Here is a 16,277-nt window from a genome sequence, read left to right as displayed (position 1 = left end):
CCACATGCTCGCATGTCCCGACGATCCATCCACCTCAAGCTGGACGAACACGTGAAGATGGTCGGTCGCGCGCCAGATGCAAACTTGGTGCTGCACGACCGAGCAGTGTCCCGGCACCACTTTCACGTCGTAGCCACCGAAGAAGGCGCCCGAATCCACGTTTGCGACGGCGCGGCGCCGCTCCTGCATGCGGGCCGTGAAATCCGCCAAGCCGTGGTCAAGGTCGGCGAATCCATCGTCGTCGGCGACACGGTTCTCGTCCTCACCGATACGCCGGAGCTGGATGACGTCCCACCGACGTCATCGCCGTCACCGTCGGTCCACCCCCCTCCAAGCTCCACCTCGTTCGGCGCCACGTTGCCGACCACCACCACCAGCGTCCGCGCCCTTTTGACCGGTGTTGCGGCGGACGTCCGAGGTTTGGCGGCCGTTTTTGCCCTCGATGAGGCGCTTAGCGCGGCAAACGACTTACCCGCCGTGGAATCCGCAGTTGCAACGTGGGCGAAAACGCACGCCGAGTGCGATACGGTCGAGTGGATAGCCGTGACCGATGATCAAGTAACATCCGATCAAGAGCTGACCGGCGCGGTCGAGGCAGCCCGAACACCAAGCCCACCAAGCCCACCGAGCCCATTTGCCCCGTTTGCGGCGGGTCCGAGCCCCATCGGCGGGGACGTGTTGGAGAGCATAACTGCCGATTGGAAGGCCAAGGTCGCGGTGCCGCTGCATGGCCCGAGACCGGGATGGTTGGCATTTACAACCAAGCTGTCCTCCGATCGGGTGACCGATTCGCTCCGGCGCCTATTCGTGATTGCTGGTCGCATTTGCGCATCGAGGCTCGGGCAGCTCTCGGCGCTCTTGGCCGTCAAGGAAGAGCGCGAGTCGTTTCGGCGGCAGGCGGTAGGCAGCGCGCATGCCTTCCTGGGCGAGTCGGCGGCGGCGCAGCAGCTCGTTCGCATGATCCCCAGGCTCGCGGCCTCGCCGGTCACCGTGCTGCTCACGGGCGAGACGGGGGTGGGCAAGACCTTCGTCGCGCGGCTCATTCATGAATCGGGCGCCCGCAAGGACGAGCCGCTGCGCATCATCAATTGCGCGTCGATCCCGGAGAACCTGATCGAGAGCGAGCTATTCGGGCACGAGCGGGGCGCGTTCACCGGGGCGGTGGCCGCGCAAGCCGGCGCCTTCGAGGCGGCGGGCCGCGGCACCTTGGTGCTCGACGAAATTGGCGAGCTGCCGCTGGCCAGCCAGGCCAAGCTTTTGCGCGTGCTCGAGGACAAGCGCTTCGAGCGCATCGGCTCCAATCGCTCGCTGACCTTGCAGGCGCGCATCATCGCGGCCACCAACCGCGATCTCGAGGCCATGGTCACCGCCGGGACCTTCCGCAGCGATTTGTTCTTTCGCATTTCGGTGGTCAAGGCGCTCGTCCCGCCGCTGCGCGAGCGGGGCAGCGATCTGGCCATGCTCGCCAAGCAGATGCTCACCGATCTCGCGCCCACCGCCGCCCGCCGCATCGATGGGTTCTCGCGGGAGGCGCTCGACGCCATCAGCCGCTACTCGTGGCCGGGCAATGTGCGCGAGCTGCGCAACGCCATCGAGCACGCGCTCGTCCTGGGCGACGGGCGCCTCATCGAGCCCACCGACTTTCCGGCCGTGGTGCACGGTGTGGTGCACGACACCCACTCGGCCACCTCGGAGGGCTCGGATCTGATCCGGCTCCCCGCCAACCTGGAGTGGCTCGAGCAAAAGTCCATCGACGCAGCGCTCCGCGTGGCGGGCGGCAACCGCATACGCGCCGCGGCATTGCTCGGAATCAAGCCGGCCATACTTTATTACAAGCTGCGACAGAACGCCGCCGCCCCCGGCGCCACCGATCGCTGACCCGTCGCCGCGGGATTCGCCGTTTTCGGATCGCCGGGGTTCGCCGTTTCCGGGTCTCCGGGTTCGCCGTTTCCGGGTCTCCGGGGTTCGCCGTTTCCGGGTCTCCGGGTTCGCCGTTTCGGAGTCTCCAGGTTCGCCGTTTCCGGGCGGCTCGAAATTCCAAAGTCGTATTTCGAAATTCGCCGCCGAATTCGCGATCCCGAAATTCCGACCATTCGCAGCTTTCGCGGATGGAGTCGAGCTCGAAGCATGGGACCTTTTTCACGTCGTACGTGGCGCACGACTTGCCTAGCCGGGGCCAATGTATTTTGCACTCGCTTCCGCGCTCGTCTTCGCGGATTCGATCGACGCGCGCGCGGCGGCGCCCAACCTGGGCGCCGTTCGCGTGACCGAGGCCCCCGTGCTCGACGGCCGTCTCGACGACGATGCCTGGCGCGCGGTCCCCGGCACCGACGCGTTCACGCAGAAGTTCCCGAACGAGCGGAGCCCTCCCCGCGAGCGCACCATCGTGCGCGTCGCCTACGACGACACCGCGCTCTATGTGGCCGTCGATTGCCAGCAGCGCGATGGCCGGATCACGGCCCGCCTCGCGCGCCGCGACGTTCAAGTCGAGGCGGATTGGGTCTCGGTGGCCCTCGGCACGGCCGGCGACGGGGTGACGGCGTTCGAATTTACCGTCAACGCGGCCGGCGTGCAGACGGACATGCTGCGGTACCGCGATACCGAAACATCGCTCGAGTGGGACGAGAACTGGGAGGCGCGCACCACCATCTCGGCCCGCGGCTGGCAAGCCGAATACCGCATCCCCTTCAAGATCCTCCGCTACGCCATTCTGCCGACCCAGACGTGGCGCTTCCAAGTCCGCCGCTACACCTCGGAGCGGCAGGAGACGGACGAGTGGGCCTTCATCCCGCGCAGCGGCGGGGGCGAGGTGTCGCGCTACGGGCTGCTCTCCGGGCTGCGCGATCTCCCGCGCCCCTCGCAAATCGAAGCGCGCCCGTTCGTGCTCGGGCGGCTCGTACGGCAGGACGCCGCCGTCGAATCCGATCCGAGCGAGACCACCTTGTCGGCCTCCGCGGGGGCCGACGTGAAATGGCACGTGACCCCTCGCCTCACGCTCGACGCCACCATCCACCCGGACTTTGCGCAGGTGGAGGCGGACCAGCTGACCTTGAACCTGACCAACTACGAGGTTTACTACCCCGAAAAGCGCCCCTTCTTCCTCGAAGGCCTCGATATCTTCTCCCTCCCCTATCAGCTCGTTTATACGCGCCGCATCGGGCACAACCCCCTCTCGCCCTTCACCCCCAACCTGCGAACGGAGGCGCCGTTCAACGAGCACGTCGCCGGCGCGACCACCGCGTCCTCGCTGCTCGGCGCGGGAAAGCTGGTGGGAAAGCTCGATGACCATTGGTCGGTGGGCACATTGACCGCGCTCACCGGCGCCAACCACGTCGATGTCGCGAGCAATGGCACCCGCACCCGCCGCCTCCTCACGCCCACGACGCTCTACAACGCATTCCGGCTAACGCGCGCCATGGGAGAAAATGCCAGCGTGGGGGCAACGGTCACCCTGACGGGGCGCGCCGAGGACGCGGGGAGCTATCCCCTCGCCGTCCCCAGCTCCCTGCCCGCCCCCGTGGCCGGAACACCGCCCCCGGCGCGGGCGCTTGGATCGATCGCGCAAGTCCTCTGCCCGCACGGCGCGATTGTGGTGCAGGGCGGACGCTGCTTCAATGATGCGGTGGTGGCGGGGCTCGACTGGCGATGGCGATCGGCGAACGGCGATTACGTGACCGACGGTCAAATCTATGGCTCGATGCTCCAGAACGGACCGCCGCGCATGGCGCTCGATGGAACGCTCGTCCGCTCCGGCGACATCGGCGCGGGCGCCCTCTTCTACTTCGGAAAAGAAGGCGGCACGCATTGGCTGTGGGACGGTGCCCTCGCCTATTCCAGCCGCAAGCTCGACATCAACGACATGGGCTTTGCGCAGCGCTCCAATCAGGCCATGTTCGACGGCGGCTTGGAGTTCCGCGAGCTCTCCCCCTGGGGGCCTCTGCTCGAGTCCCACCTGCGCCTGGAGGCCTACATCCGCCAGAATACGGATTTTCTCGATATCGGGCGCGACTTCCAGCTCAAGACGTGGGGACGCTTCGCGAACTTCTGGAACGCCTTTTCATCGATCCACTACCTCCCCGCCCGCTACGACGACCGTGAGGTCGGCGATGGAACCGCCCTCGAGCGCGCGGGGGCCATCGAGCACGAATTCACCCTCGGCACCAACCCGACCAAGCGCATCGTGGGCTCGCTCGCCACCACCACGGATTTCGTCTTCAATGGTTTTGCCATCAGCGCCAAGGCCAACGTAAAGCTACGCGTGCTGCCCCAGTTCGATGTAGAGCTGATCCCCAACATCACCCACACGGCCGGGGAGCCGCGCTGGGCCGCCGACGACGCCGCCACCGGAGCCCACGTTTACGGGCGGCTCTCGGCCAGCAGCGTGGGGGCCATCGTCCGCGCCGCATATACCTTCACGCCGCGTCTCGACCTGGTCAGTTACGGCCAGTTCTTTCGTTCGAGCGGTCACTACGGCGATTTGTCGATGTCGGTGCTCCCCCCCGGTGGCAAAGTCCCATTGTCGTCGCTGGTGCCGTTCACCGGGCCCGATCCGGAGGCGGATTGGAAAGAGTGGGCGGTCAATACCAACGTCGTCCTCCGTTGGGAGTACAAACTCGGTTCGACCTTGTACTTAGTCTATTCCCGCACGCAATCGCCCGGCGTCGCGGTGAACTCGGGCGAAACGTCGGGACGGACGCCGGCCGTCGATCTCTTCATGGTGAAGCTCACCTACTGGCTCGGATGAAATAACTCGAGGACCGCACATGCCCCAACGAGAACACTACCTCTTCGTCTGCACCAACCGCCGCGATGACGCGAACCCCCGCGGTTCGTGCGCGCAAAAGGGCTCCGAGGAGCTCGCAAAGAAGCTGAAATCGCTGCTCAAGAGCAAGGGCGCCGCCCGCGCGGTGCGCGCGTGCACGTCGAGCTGCCTCGACATGTGCGAGACCGGGATCACCATCCTGCAAGAACCGGAACACGTCGTCTATGGACACGTCACCGAGGACGACTTGGAGTCCATCGTGGAGGCCAGCGCGCGCGGCGAGGTGGTGGAGCGGCTGGTGGTGGGCGGCGCCGGTACGAAGGAGGCGGCCGATTCGAAAAATCGACAGGGCCCGTGAGTATATTTCGAAATTAACAATTTTGATTTCCAATCCAACCTCGCGAACCACGTAGAAATACGCGATTGCAATCGTCGGGCGGCCCGGCACACCCATTGCTGAATGGGAGGACGGGTGCCCCAATGCCAGTTCGACCGCTGCAAGTCCTCCGACATGATTCGGCCAAGTACCTCCGCCGGCGAAAGAGCAACCTCCATATCGTGTTCGTACACACGCCGATGTCGACCTTCAAGGTCGACCAGCGGCGCGAGTTTTGGCAAAACTTCGACGTCCGCTACCACGCGACGCATCCAGGGCTGCAGCACATGGAAAACGTACTCTGGGAGCTGCCGCATTGGATGACTTGGTTGGGCGGGGTGCTCCAGCACACGGGCTTCGAATCCATGGAGCCGCTCGACTTCTACAGCTCCGAGACGCAAATCACCGGCATCGACGTGGCCAAGGTGCGCGCCTCGCTCGCGCGCCACCCGGGCGACATTTACCTGTTCTCACCGATGACGCCCAATCTCTTCTTCGCGCTGGAGATCGCGGATCTCATCAAGGAGATGTACCCCCACGCCAAGACCATCTTCGGGGGCGTGGTGGCCACCCCGCAGCGCCAAAAGCTCGCGGCGCACCCCAGCGTCGACTACGTGGTGTTCGAGCGCGCGGAGTACGCGCTCCCGGCGCTGCTCGAAACCATCGAGGCGGGCGGCGACGTCACCGCGCTGGGAAATATGTGCTTTCGAATGGATGACGGCGAAATCTTCACCAGCAGCTGGGAATACCCGAGCATCCCCGTCGAGGAGCTCCCCTTCCCCAAGGTGGATTTGTTCCCATCGTCGGCCGGTAAGGACATTCGCTACATCCGGCAAGTCTATGCGCTGGGCTGCCCCTACAAATGCTCGTTTTGCACCATTCAGACCATCGGGCAAAAACCCTCGTACTTCCCCGTCGAACGGGTCATCTCCGAGATTCGCGCCTATCGAAAGCACTACGGCGAGCACCATAATATTTACTTTGGCGACGAGACCTTCACCACCCACGCGGAGCGCACCCTCAAGATCTGCCAGGCCCTGGAGGACGAAGGGAACGTCATGTACGACTGCCAGACGCGCCTCAATCTCCTCCAGGACGACCGGGTGCTGCGTGCGCTCCACCGAAGCGGGTGCCGCTGGCTGGAGATCGGCCTGGAGACGGCCGACCAAGAGAGCCAAGATCTCTTCAAGCAGCGCGTGAAGATCGGCTCCACGCGCGACGCCCTGGCGCGGGTGCGCGACTTCGGGATCCCCGTGTGCTCGTTCATGGTGAACGGCTTTCCCAATCAGACCATCGACGACATGCGCCGCTCCCTCGATTGGGTGTGCGGGCTCATCTCCGATGGCTTGCTCCAAGCCTCGTACCTCTTCGGGCTGGTGCCCTATCCCGGGAGCGAGCTCTACGAAGAGCCCGAAAAATCCGGATTGCGGCTACGGCACCACGATTTTCGATATTACCACGAGGACATGCTCCCCGTGTTCGACACCGAGCACGCGACGGCCGAGCAGACCTACCAAGTCTTCCTCGACGGGGTGGCGCAGCTCGGTCAGGCGATGTCCTGCCGGCCGTACTTCGGCGCGGACACCATTCAAGGTTCGCGCGCCGCGTTTGGAGCGTTCTGGGAATCGTCCCACGTTTGAACGTCTCTTTTCGAACGCTTCTTTCCAAAGTCTCGACATTTCCAACTCGAAGGAGCCTCACCCATGACCGCGGCCACGACGTTTGCACTCTCGCCTTATACCAACATCGACCGACTGATCGCCTCGGTGCTCGAGAGCGACCTGCCCGATTACAAGTCGTGCGTGCTCGCGCTCGAGCGCTCGATCAAGGACTACTTCCCGGCGCTGAGCCCGAAAACGAGCCCGATCCTGAACAGCATCCCCCACTGGAGGCCCGCGCAAATCGGCTTCGTGATCGTGGAGTACTCCGTATTCACGAACGCGGCCATTCATATGTTCTTGGACGCGCGCATCCGCAACCACTGGGAGAAGCTCGATGCCGAGATCGTGCGCAACGTGGAAGAAGAGATGGGCGTGCTCACCAAGCGGGTGCCGCACCTGGAGCTGATGCGCTTCGGCCACCGCTACGATCTGGGCCTGGAGACCGACGGGGTGGAGCCTTCGCCGTCGACCAAGGGCTTCGTCGAGCGCATGAACAAGCTCTTTCGAAGCGACGACAACGCCTTCCTCGGCGGGTGCCTGCTGGCCTTCGAGGCCACGGCGGTCGACGAGTTCCGCATCGTCGACAAGTTCCTGCGCGCCTACAAGAGCGCCACCGGCGGCGAAATCCGGAAAGGCTCGCTCACCGACATCTACATCGCGGGCCACGTGACCCACGACGACAACGATCCCGAGGCCGATCACTACGCGGGGATGCGCAACGCCATCGGCGAATACATCGATGCCGCGAACCTGCCGCGCTTCATCCGAGGGTTCTACGCGGTGACCATGAACCTCAGCATGTGGTGGGAGCACCTGGCCATCGAGGCGCACCACCGCATGATCGAGGAGCGGCTCGTCTTGAAAGATCCCCAGCGTTTCGATCCCTTCCGCGTCTTCGCGGAGGCCAGCTGACCCACCGGCCACCAAACATGAGCGATGGAGCGGAGAGCGTCATGAACCGCGATATACGAAAGCTCGTCATCGTCGAGAGCTCCTGCGTGGGCGCCGATTACATGGGAAGAGCGGCCATCCAAGCGGGCTATCAACCGATTTACCTGAGCAGCAAAGCGGGCAGTCAGGGCGATACGCGCGCGCAGATGCAGCGCTACACCTGCATCGAGTGCGATACATCGTCCGTGGAGACCATGGCGTCCGCACTGGCCGGGGTGGACGGGATCGAGGCGGCGGTGTCCTTCTGCGACACGTACATCATGAACGCCGTCCGCCTCGCGCAGGCGCTCTCCGTTCGCGGCCAGCCCGCGGTGCTCGAGCGGCTGAAGGACAAATGGGAGGTGCAGCAGCTCATTCTCGACTACAGCCCCTCGACCATGGCGTTCGAGGCCAACGCCATCCCCGTCGACGAGATTCGTCAATTCGTTCGAACGCGCGGCAATGTCATCGTCAAAGGTCGAAGGAGCTCGGGCGGGCTCGGGGCCAAGTACCTGACGAAGCCGGCGCAAGCCGACGAGCTGCCGCAATTCGTGCAGAATGCAGGCATTCCCAACCATCTGGCACCGGATTTGTGGCTCGCGCAGGTCGCGATCCAGGGCGATCTGGTGAGCCTCGAGGGCTTCGTGGCCCAGGGCGAGCCGACGTTTCTCGGGTTCTCCGGGAGAAAAAAGGTCGGAATGTCCGAGGCGATGATCCTCTTTCCGTGGGACGATCACGTCTCGCACAAGGCCAAGGCGAGGGCGCGCGAGGCGGTCACGGCGCTGGTGCGGCGGGCGGGGCTCGCGTCGGGGTACTTCCACGTGGAGTTCATGATGACCCACGACGATGCGTTCGTGATCGACGCGAACATGGGCCGCATCGGCGGCGGCGGCCTGGGGCAGCAAATCGCGCTTGCCCACGGGATTACGCCGGTGGCGCTGCACGCGCACGTGCTGAATCTGGCGCTCGAAGGCGATGCGCCGGCGCCCAATTTCTCGCGAAGGTCGAAGAAGGACACGGCGTCGATCATGTACGGCATTCCCGTGAAAGCGCGTTTTCATGGGGTGCAGAAGCCGGCGGAATTCGCGAGCATGAACACGGTGATCCTCGACGAAGGCGAGCTCGTTCCGGCGATGGGCAGCGACAATTATGCGTGGATCGGCATCGCCAGCGGCTTCCGCACAGATGTCGAAAACGATGTCCGCTCCTTGCGAATCGAGACGGATCGCGGGGAGTTCGCCGCGGCGTTTTGAGCAGCGGCGCGGTGCGGTCGCGGCGACGGTTCGAGCAGTGGCGCGGTGCGGTCGCGGCGACGTTGGAGCAGCGACATTTCGAACAGCGGCGCGGTGCGGTCGCGGCGACGGTTCGAGCAGTGGCGCGGTGCGGTCGCGGCGGCGGTTCGAGCAGTGGCGCGGTGCGGTCGCGGCGGCGGTTCGAGCAGTGGCGCGGTGCGGTCGCGGCGACGTTGGAGCAGCGACATTTCGAACGGCGGTGCGGTGCGGTCGCGGCGGCGGTTCGAGCGCTGCGCAGCAGAGTGGCGATTTGGGAGGGGTCGCCCGCGCGCAGCGGCGTGGCCGCCGGGTACGGACGCGGTGGCGTCCCTCTATTTTAATCGATAAGGAGCTTGCAATGTCGAATTCGGTGGTTGGAAAGACGTGGGAGCCCCGTGCGAAAAGTGCGCGGGTGGGGTCGATTGCGTTGGGGTTTCGACCTGCCCCGGTGGCCGGCGTTTCGTGGGTGCGCGAGGGTGCGGGCATTGCAGGCATTCGGACGATGGATGCGGGCGACCTCGATCCGAGCTTGATGGCGACCGAGGCGGTCGTTCCGGTGGAGGGCAGGAATCGAGAGCGGCTCGCGCGGCTCCAGCCGTTTTTGGATGGTACGCACACCGTGGGCGCTCTGGCCGCGAAGCTCGATTGGAACGTGGAGGAGTGTGCGGGCCTGGTTCAGGGGCTGTACGAGCTCGGCGTGCTGCGGGATATGGCGCGAAGGCCGGCGCCGGCGCTCTCGTTTTATCGGCATATGGTCAATATCGGACGGCGGGAGACGTTGCACGAGCTCGTGGGCTCGCCGCTGGTGGCGCGCATGCTCGCGGGGACGCTCACCGAGCGGCTCGTCGTTGGGTATTTGGTCGAGGAGTACCATCTGGTGGCGTCGGCGGCGAGCCACATCAGCCCCATGGTCGCGGGCGCGCAGACCGAGCGCCTTCGCATGATGTTCAGCGATTACATGAGCGGCGAATATTGGCATTGCCTGCTGCTCAAAAAGGGGTTGCTGGCCGCGGGCCTCACCGAAGAGCAAATCGGGGCGGCCGATCCGCTGCCGGCGACGTTGGCGGTGATCAACTTGATGCGCGAGAGCTCGCGGACGGATCCCCTCGCCTATTCCGTTTGGCTCTCGGTCATGGAGGGTGGCGACGACAAGGGCGCGGTGGCGTTCTCCAAGATGTACGATCAGCTGGGGACCTTGGTGCCGGCCGAGGTCCTTTTGCCGTCGCGCGAGCACGCCGTGCTCGACTTCGAAGACGAGCACGAGACGTTGGGCGCCGAGCCCTTCGTGGACGAGGGCGACATCCCCGGCCATCGCCAAGACGCCATTTACCGTTACGTGATGGCGTCGGTGCGCACGCACGCGCTGCAGCACCAACAAATCGCCGACTTCTACGGCACGGAAGACGGACCGCTCGCGCACTCGTACTCCGGATCGTGAGCCGCCCATGCTCTCCCGCGTACCCCGCGCCCTCATCGACAATTACGACGAGCTCTTGGTCCATGCGCACCGCGCGAGCACCGAGGAGCACCTCGCGCGCAAAACCATCGAACGCTCACTCCTCTTTCGCGGCCGCCCGGTGTGCAACGTCCTGCGGCCCTTCTTCATGACCAGCGCGCTCTATGCCCAGGTGATGCGCGCGGCCACCCTCGTCGCGCGGGGGCTCACGGTGGTCGCGCGCCGTCTCGCGAAAGATGCGGCGTTTCGAGAGCTGCTCGCGCTCACCCCGGAGGAGGAGGCGCTGGTGCAGCTCGATCCGGGGGAGCCGACCGAGCTTTTGGGCCGGCTCGATGGGTTCATCGGGGCCGATGGGGTGATTCGCTTCGTCGAATACAATCCGGTGCCGGCCGGGGTGATCGAGACCGAGGAGCTCTGCGAGACGTTCGCCGAAATGCCCATCATGCGCACCCTGTCGCAACGGCATCCAATGCGCAGCGTGCCGCGCACACGGCACCTCATCGGGGAGGCGCTCCGGTCGACCCACGCGCGCAAAGGCGGCAAAGGGTGCCCCAATGTGGCGGTGCTCCACGCGCAGCGGGATCCCAACGGTCATGGAACGGACGGAAAATCGAGCGACGCGCAGCCATCCGAGGATTCGCTGCTCGGTATTCCGGAGATGATCAAGGTGCTGGATGCGCTCATCGAGAACGGCGTCACCATTCGCATGCTGGATCCGGCGGAGATGCGCGTCGAGGCCGGGCGGCTTTGCGCGGGCGACTTTTCAATCGACGCGGTGCTCATCGCCGATTGGCCGAGCTTTCTGCGAACCGTCCCCGCCGATGCGCCGTTCTGGGGCGCCATTCGAAGCGGTGGCGCGTGGATCATCAACTCGGCGGCGACGGCCATCGTGCGGGGGAGCAAGAGCGTCTTTACCATCTTGAGCGATCCGGCGCACGCGCACCTGTTCGACCCCGAGGTGACGGAAGCGCTCGCGCGCCATGTGCCCTGGACGCGCCGGGTCCGCGCGGGCAAGACGTCGTTCGAGGATCGCACCGTCGATTTGATCCCGTTCATCGCCGAGGCGCGCGAGCGGCTGGTGCTGAAGCCCGCCGATCAATATGGCGGAAAGGACGTGGTCCTCGGGTGGGAGACCGACGAGGAGAGCTTCCGCCGCGCGCTGAAACGCGCCATCGCCGAGCCGTATGTCGTGCAAGAGCGCGTGACCTCCCCGTGGGAGGATTATCCGGACGCCATGAGCGGCGAGCTCCGCTTCCAAACCCGCATTTCGGACGTCAACCCCTTCATCTGGAACGACGAGTGGGCACACGGGTGCTCGGTGCGCTTGTCGACCAGCGCCATCACCAACGTATCCGCGGGTGTTGGCTCGCAAACCCCGATTTTTCTAGTCGACGCCTGACGCGCGCAGGATGACGCGCAAGAGGAGAAGCCATGGGCTCAGTGGATCCGTGTACCTACACACTTTCGAGCAACGAGTCGGTCCTCGTGCGAACGGCGGCGCCGGACGACGCGGCGGGCATCATCCACGTGATGAAAGACGTCTTCGAGGAGCGCGACTACCACCTCTCGGTCCCCGACGATTTCAAAGGAACCGAAGAGGAGCAGCAGGCGTGGATTCAAAAGTTCATCGACGACCCCGGCAAGCTGATGCTGGTCGCCGAAAAAGACGGCGTGGTCGTGGCCGTGCTCGAGTTCGAGAACGACTACCGTCAGCGGATGAAGCACCGCGGCACCGTGTGGATCTCGATTTTGCGGGATATGCGCAGCCGTGATCTGGGCACGGCCCTGGGGATCTCGGGCTGGCGGTGGGTGCAGAACAACCCGCTCATCGAAAAGGTGTACATGCATGTATTGCACACAAACACGCGCTCCCTCGGGCTCTGCAAGAAGATGGGGTTCGTGGAGGAGGCGCGCCTTCACCACGACGTGAAGCTCGGCCCGGGCCAATACGCCGACGTGGTGATCCTCTCGCAGCACGCGCGCCCGCACGAGCTCGCGCAGGTACCGCCGGTGACCGCCCCCTCGCCCGCGCGCGAGAACGGCGCGGTGGAAAAGCACGCGTGATGGGCGCCGCCGCGCGACCGAGGGCGTGGGTGGTCGCGCTGGCGCTGGGCGTCTTGCTGGCCGCGGTGTGGGTCTCGGCGCGGCCTCCGGCGCCGGTGGCCGAGGACGCGCCGGCCGCGGACTTCTCCGCGATGCGCGCGCGGGCGGTGCTCGAGCGGCTCGTCGGAAATGGCGTGCCGCACCCCACGGGGAGCGAGGCCAATGCGCGGGTGCGCGAGGCCATCGTCGCGGAGCTCACGCAGCTTGGATATGCGCCGGAGGTGACGGCGCGCTTCGTTTGCGGGAAGTTTCGCTCGTGCGCGACCGTCCGCAACGTGGTGGCGCGGCTCGAGGGGCGTGAAACCGGTAAAGCGGTGATGCTCGCATCCCATTACGATTCGGAGGACGCCGCCCCCGGCGCGGCCGACGACGGGGCGGGTGTGGCCGCCATGCTGGAGATCGCGCGGGCGGTTCGGGTGGGGCCCGCGCCCCGGCGGCCGGTGCTGTTCCTCTTCGACGAGGGTGAGGAAGACGGTCTGCTCGGCGCGCAGGCGTTCGTCGATCACGACGCGCGCGCGCGCGACGTGGGGGCGGTCGTCAACTTCGAGGCGCGCGGGACGTCGGGGGCGAGTCTTTTGTTCGAGATGCGCGGCGGCTCGGGGTGGCTCGCCGATTCGTACCGGCGCGCGCGGCGGCCTCGAACGAGCTCGCTGTTCGCTGCCATTTACGAGCTCCTCCCCAATGATACCGATTTAACGGTATTTGCGGCCAAGGGAATACCCGGCGTCAACTTTGGAATCATCGGGGAGCCGACCCGCTATCATACGCCGCTCGACGATCTCGCCCACCTCGACGTCGCGAGCTTGCAGCACCACGGCGACAATGGGCTCTCGATGCTGCGCGCGCTCGCCGAGGCGGATCTCGAGGCGCCGCCCGCGTCGGCGGCCGTGTTCTTCGACGTGCTGGGGACGTACGTGATCGCCTGGCCGCAGCGGTGGGCGCTGCCGCTCTCGGGCGTCGTTGCGCTGGCGACGGCGCTCGGCGCGGGGCTCGCGCTGCGCAAGGGGAGCGTGCGCAAAGGCGATCTCGGGCGGGGGGCGCTCGCGTGGGTAGCCGGCGTGCTCGGCGCGCCGCTCGCCGCGGGCGCGCTCGCGATGTGCGGGGTGGCGCCGCGCCTGTGGGATGCGCACCCGGCGCCGTTTTTGGTCGGGTCGGTGGTGTTGGGGATGGCTTCGCCCTTCGTGGCGGCGCGCGCTCTTTTCCGGGCCGCGGAGGACGGTGCGCCGAGCGCCGAGGGCGCGCAAACCGCGTCCTCGTGGTGGGGTGCGGCGATGGGGGCTTCGGCGCTGGCCGTCGCGGTTTCCGTGGCGCTGCCGGGCGCGAGCTACCTTTTCGCCCTTCCTGCGGCCGCCGCAGCGTGTGTGGCGCTCGCGACCCGCGGCGCCATTCACCGCTGGCCCACGACGGCGATCGCGGCGCCGGTCCTGGCGGCGGGGCTCGCGTGGTTCCCAGTGCTGCTCGTCCTCTACGACGCGCTGGGCACCCCCGCGGGCGCGGCCATCGCGTGCGGCGTCGCCTTCGTGCTCGCGCCGGCCGCCATGCTCGCCGCAGGGCTCGCGCAACCTACTGCGCGCATCGCCGCCGCCGGTGCGCTGGGTGCGAGCGTGGCGGCGGCCGTGGTGGCCGCCGTGCTTCCGCATGAATCGCCGGCTGCCCCCGAGTCGGTCCTGGTCACATGGCACGAGGACGGCGACACGGGGCGCGCACGCTGGCTGGTCGCCCCCGAGTCGGACGATCGGCTCGCATCGGCCATTCGAAGCGCGGCGCCGTTTGGTCCGCGCGCCGAAAACCCGTTTCCCTGGTCCACCCGTCGCGCCTTCGTGGCGGACGCCCCCGCGCAAATGCAAACGCACCTTCCGCCGCCCGCCGTCACCATCGTCGATCGGCACCTCGAAGGCCACCGCCAGCGCGTCTCCTTGCACATCGCCTCGGCCCGCGGGGCGCGCGAGCTGGCGCTCTACGCTGCGCCCTCCGCATCCATTGCATCGATGTCCGTCCAAGGGACGACCGTCCCAACCCGCGACGCGCGCGCACGAACGGCCGAGGGCTGGCTCGCGCTCACGGTACAGGGCTCGGGTCCGGAGGGCGCGACGGTGGAGCTCGTCCTCGAGGGCGACGCCGACACGCGGCTGATCGTCGCCGATCGGACCCCCGGTCTTCCCGCGGGGAATTCTCCCGCGCAGGCCAGGACCGCCAGCGAGGTCACCGTCGACGACGCCGACAGCACCTTCGTCACCCGCAACGTCATCCTACCGCGAACCGCCCGCGCCCAGCTCGAAGAGCTCGAACCATGATGGACACCGAGGCCCGCGCGCCCGCGCGCGCACAAACGCTCTGGAGCGCCTTTGTCGAGGCTCTGCGCGGCAGCGAGCAAGACTTTACGGAGGGCTCCATTGGACGCGCGGTGTTCCTCCTCGCGGTCCCCATGGTGGCCGAGATGATCATGGAGTCGGTCTTCGCGCTGGTCGACATCTTCTTCGTCTCCAAGCTCGGCGCCGATGCGGTGGCGGTGGTCGGCATCACCGAATCCATTCTCATCCTCTTTTACGCCGTAGCGCTGGGCCTCGCCATGGCCAGCGCGGCCACCGTCGCGCGCCGCGTTGGCGAGAAAGATCCCGATGGCGCCGCGGTGGCCGCCGTTCAATCCATTGCGCTCGGCCTCGCGGTCGCGGCCGTCCTCGGCGTGGGCGGCGCCGTGCTGGCGCCCGAGCTCCTGGGGCTGCTGGGCGCCTCCGGCGCGGTGGTGCGCGCCGGCTCCGCCTACGCGTCGATCATGCTGGGCGGCAATGTCACCATCCTTCTTCTTTATTTGATCAACGCCATCTTTCGCGGCGTGGGCGATGCCGCGGTGGCCATGCGCGTGCTCTGGCTCGCCAATCTGGCCAATATCGTTTTATGTCCCTGTTTCATATTCGGCTGGGGCCCCTTCCCCGAGCTGGGGGTGAATGGTGCCGCCATCGCGACGAATATCGGCCGCGGTAGTGGCATTTTGCTTCAATTCATTCTTCTGGCGCGCGGCTCGGAGCGAATCCGGATTCGCCGCGCGCATGTGCGCGTGCACCCGCGGGCCATGTCGAACCTGCTGCGGCTGGGCGCCAGCGGCGCGCTGCAGGTGGGGATCAGCACCGCCAGTTGGATTGGATTGGTGCGAATCATCACCACCTTCGGCAGCGCGGCCGTCGCCGGATATACCATTGGTATTCGCCTCATCGTCTTTGCGCTTTTCCCGTCGGTCGGATTGGGCAACGCCGCCGCCACCCTGGTGGGGCAAAACCTCGGCGCGCGAAAGCCGGAGCGCGCCGAGCGCAGCGTGTGGGTGACGAGCTTCTTCAACATGCTGCTGCTCGGCACCGTCGGCGTCGTGTTTTTGACATTCACGGATCCCATCATTCGTCTCTTCACGAGCGAGCTCGATGTCATCGGCTACGGCACCGATTGCCTTCGCATCGGCACCTACGGTCTCCTCTTTTACGCCTTTGGGATCATCCTCGAACAAGCCTTCAACGGCGCCGGCGATATCTGGACGCCCACCTGCATCAACCTCGGGTGCTTCTGGCTCTTCGAGATCCCAACGGCCTATGTGCTGACCCACCACCTCGGAATGGGCCCCAAAGGCGTCTTCGTCTCCATCGCCGCCGCCTTTTCGCTCTTCTCCGTGGTAGCCGCCGTTCTGTTTCGGGGTGGCCGGTGGAAGGCGCAGCGGGTTTAGCTGGCCGCC

Annotated in this window: 11 protein-coding genes; all 11 read left to right on the top strand. The window is 66.2% G+C overall.

The genetic code is table 11. The features are described from left to right. The first annotated feature begins 12 nt into the window (after positions 1–12). The 11 genes from LZC94_06325 (at position 13) to LZC94_06275 (ending at position 16,268) form a co-directional block, all read left to right on the top strand. Positions 13–1,878, top strand: coding sequence for a sigma 54-interacting transcriptional regulator (locus LZC94_06325; GenBank protein WXB16883.1), 1,866 nt, complete (start codon positions 13–15; stop codon positions 1,876–1,878). A gap of 301 nt (positions 1,879–2,179) precedes the next feature. After that, positions 2,180–4,744: a carbohydrate binding family 9 domain-containing protein gene (locus LZC94_06320; protein ID WXB16882.1), complete on the top strand. Its 2,565-nt coding sequence runs from the start codon at positions 2,180–2,182 to the stop codon at positions 4,742–4,744. A gap of 19 nt (positions 4,745–4,763) precedes the next feature. Next, positions 4,764–5,120, top strand: coding sequence for a (2Fe-2S) ferredoxin domain-containing protein (locus LZC94_06315; GenBank protein ID WXB16881.1), 357 nt, complete (start codon positions 4,764–4,766; stop codon positions 5,118–5,120). A gap of 122 nt (positions 5,121–5,242) precedes the next feature. Continuing rightward, positions 5,243–6,778, top strand: a complete 1,536-nt coding sequence (locus tag LZC94_06310) for a B12-binding domain-containing radical SAM protein (GenBank protein ID WXB16880.1) — start codon at positions 5,243–5,245, stop codon at positions 6,776–6,778. Positions 6,779–6,841: 63 nt separating this feature from the next. Continuing rightward, entirely contained in the window at positions 6,842–7,711 is an 870-nt protein-coding gene (locus LZC94_06305; protein ID WXB16879.1) for a DUF3865 domain-containing protein, read from the top strand. A 41-nt stretch (positions 7,712–7,752) separates the two neighbouring features. After that, positions 7,753–8,982 (top strand): hypothetical protein, encoded by a 1,230-nt coding sequence (locus LZC94_06300; GenBank protein ID WXB16878.1) that lies wholly within the window; start codon positions 7,753–7,755, stop codon positions 8,980–8,982. Positions 8,983–9,358: 376 nt separating this feature from the next. Next, on the top strand, positions 9,359–10,438 hold the full coding sequence (locus LZC94_06295) for a hypothetical protein (GenBank protein ID WXB16877.1): 1,080 nt from the start codon (positions 9,359–9,361) through the stop codon (positions 10,436–10,438). A 7-nt stretch (positions 10,439–10,445) separates the two neighbouring features. Next, positions 10,446–11,855: a hypothetical protein gene (locus tag LZC94_06290; GenBank protein ID WXB16876.1), complete on the top strand. Its 1,410-nt coding sequence runs from the start codon at positions 10,446–10,448 to the stop codon at positions 11,853–11,855. 32 nt (positions 11,856–11,887) lie between these two features. Then, entirely contained in the window at positions 11,888–12,520 is a 633-nt protein-coding gene (locus LZC94_06285; protein ID WXB16875.1) for a GNAT family N-acetyltransferase, read from the top strand. Then, positions 12,520–14,853, top strand: coding sequence for a M20/M25/M40 family metallo-hydrolase (locus LZC94_06280; GenBank protein WXB20353.1), 2,334 nt, complete (start codon positions 12,520–12,522; stop codon positions 14,851–14,853). Before LZC94_06285 ends, LZC94_06280 begins: the two co-directional genes overlap by 1 nt. After that, positions 14,850–16,268 carry an MATE family efflux transporter gene (locus LZC94_06275; protein ID WXB16874.1) on the top strand — a complete coding sequence of 473 codons (1,419 nt, stop codon included), beginning with the start codon at positions 14,850–14,852 and terminating at the stop codon, positions 16,266–16,268. The genes LZC94_06280 and LZC94_06275 overlap by 4 nt, the downstream gene beginning before the upstream one ends. Positions 16,269–16,277 lie beyond the last annotated feature (9 nt).

The organism is Sorangiineae bacterium MSr11954 (genome assembly GCA_037157815.1).
Lineage (GTDB): Bacteria > Myxococcota_A > Polyangia > Polyangiales > Polyangiaceae > Pendulispora > Pendulispora albinea.
This window is presented reverse-complemented; position numbering and strand designations above follow the sequence as displayed.

Coding starts and splice junctions, on each gene's coding strand:
- LZC94_06320 (WXB16882.1), top strand. CDS start 2,180: ATGTATTTTGCACTCGCTTCCGCGCTCGTCTTCGCGGATTCGATCGAC.
- LZC94_06295 (WXB16877.1), top strand. CDS start 9,359: ATGTCGAATTCGGTGGTTGGAAAGACGTGGGAGCCCCGTGCGAAAAGT.
- LZC94_06285 (WXB16875.1), top strand. CDS start 11,888: ATGGGCTCAGTGGATCCGTGTACCTACACACTTTCGAGCAACGAGTCG.
- LZC94_06275 (WXB16874.1), top strand. CDS start 14,850: ATGATGGACACCGAGGCCCGCGCGCCCGCGCGCGCACAAACGCTCTGG.
- LZC94_06290 (WXB16876.1), top strand. CDS start 10,446: ATGCTCTCCCGCGTACCCCGCGCCCTCATCGACAATTACGACGAGCTC.
- LZC94_06310 (WXB16880.1), top strand. CDS start 5,243: ATGCCAGTTCGACCGCTGCAAGTCCTCCGACATGATTCGGCCAAGTAC.
- LZC94_06280 (WXB20353.1), top strand. CDS start 12,520: ATGGGCGCCGCCGCGCGACCGAGGGCGTGGGTGGTCGCGCTGGCGCTG.
- LZC94_06300 (WXB16878.1), top strand. CDS start 7,753: ATGAACCGCGATATACGAAAGCTCGTCATCGTCGAGAGCTCCTGCGTG.
- LZC94_06315 (WXB16881.1), top strand. CDS start 4,764: ATGCCCCAACGAGAACACTACCTCTTCGTCTGCACCAACCGCCGCGAT.
- LZC94_06305 (WXB16879.1), top strand. CDS start 6,842: ATGACCGCGGCCACGACGTTTGCACTCTCGCCTTATACCAACATCGAC.
- LZC94_06325 (WXB16883.1), top strand. CDS start 13: ATGTCCCGACGATCCATCCACCTCAAGCTGGACGAACACGTGAAGATG.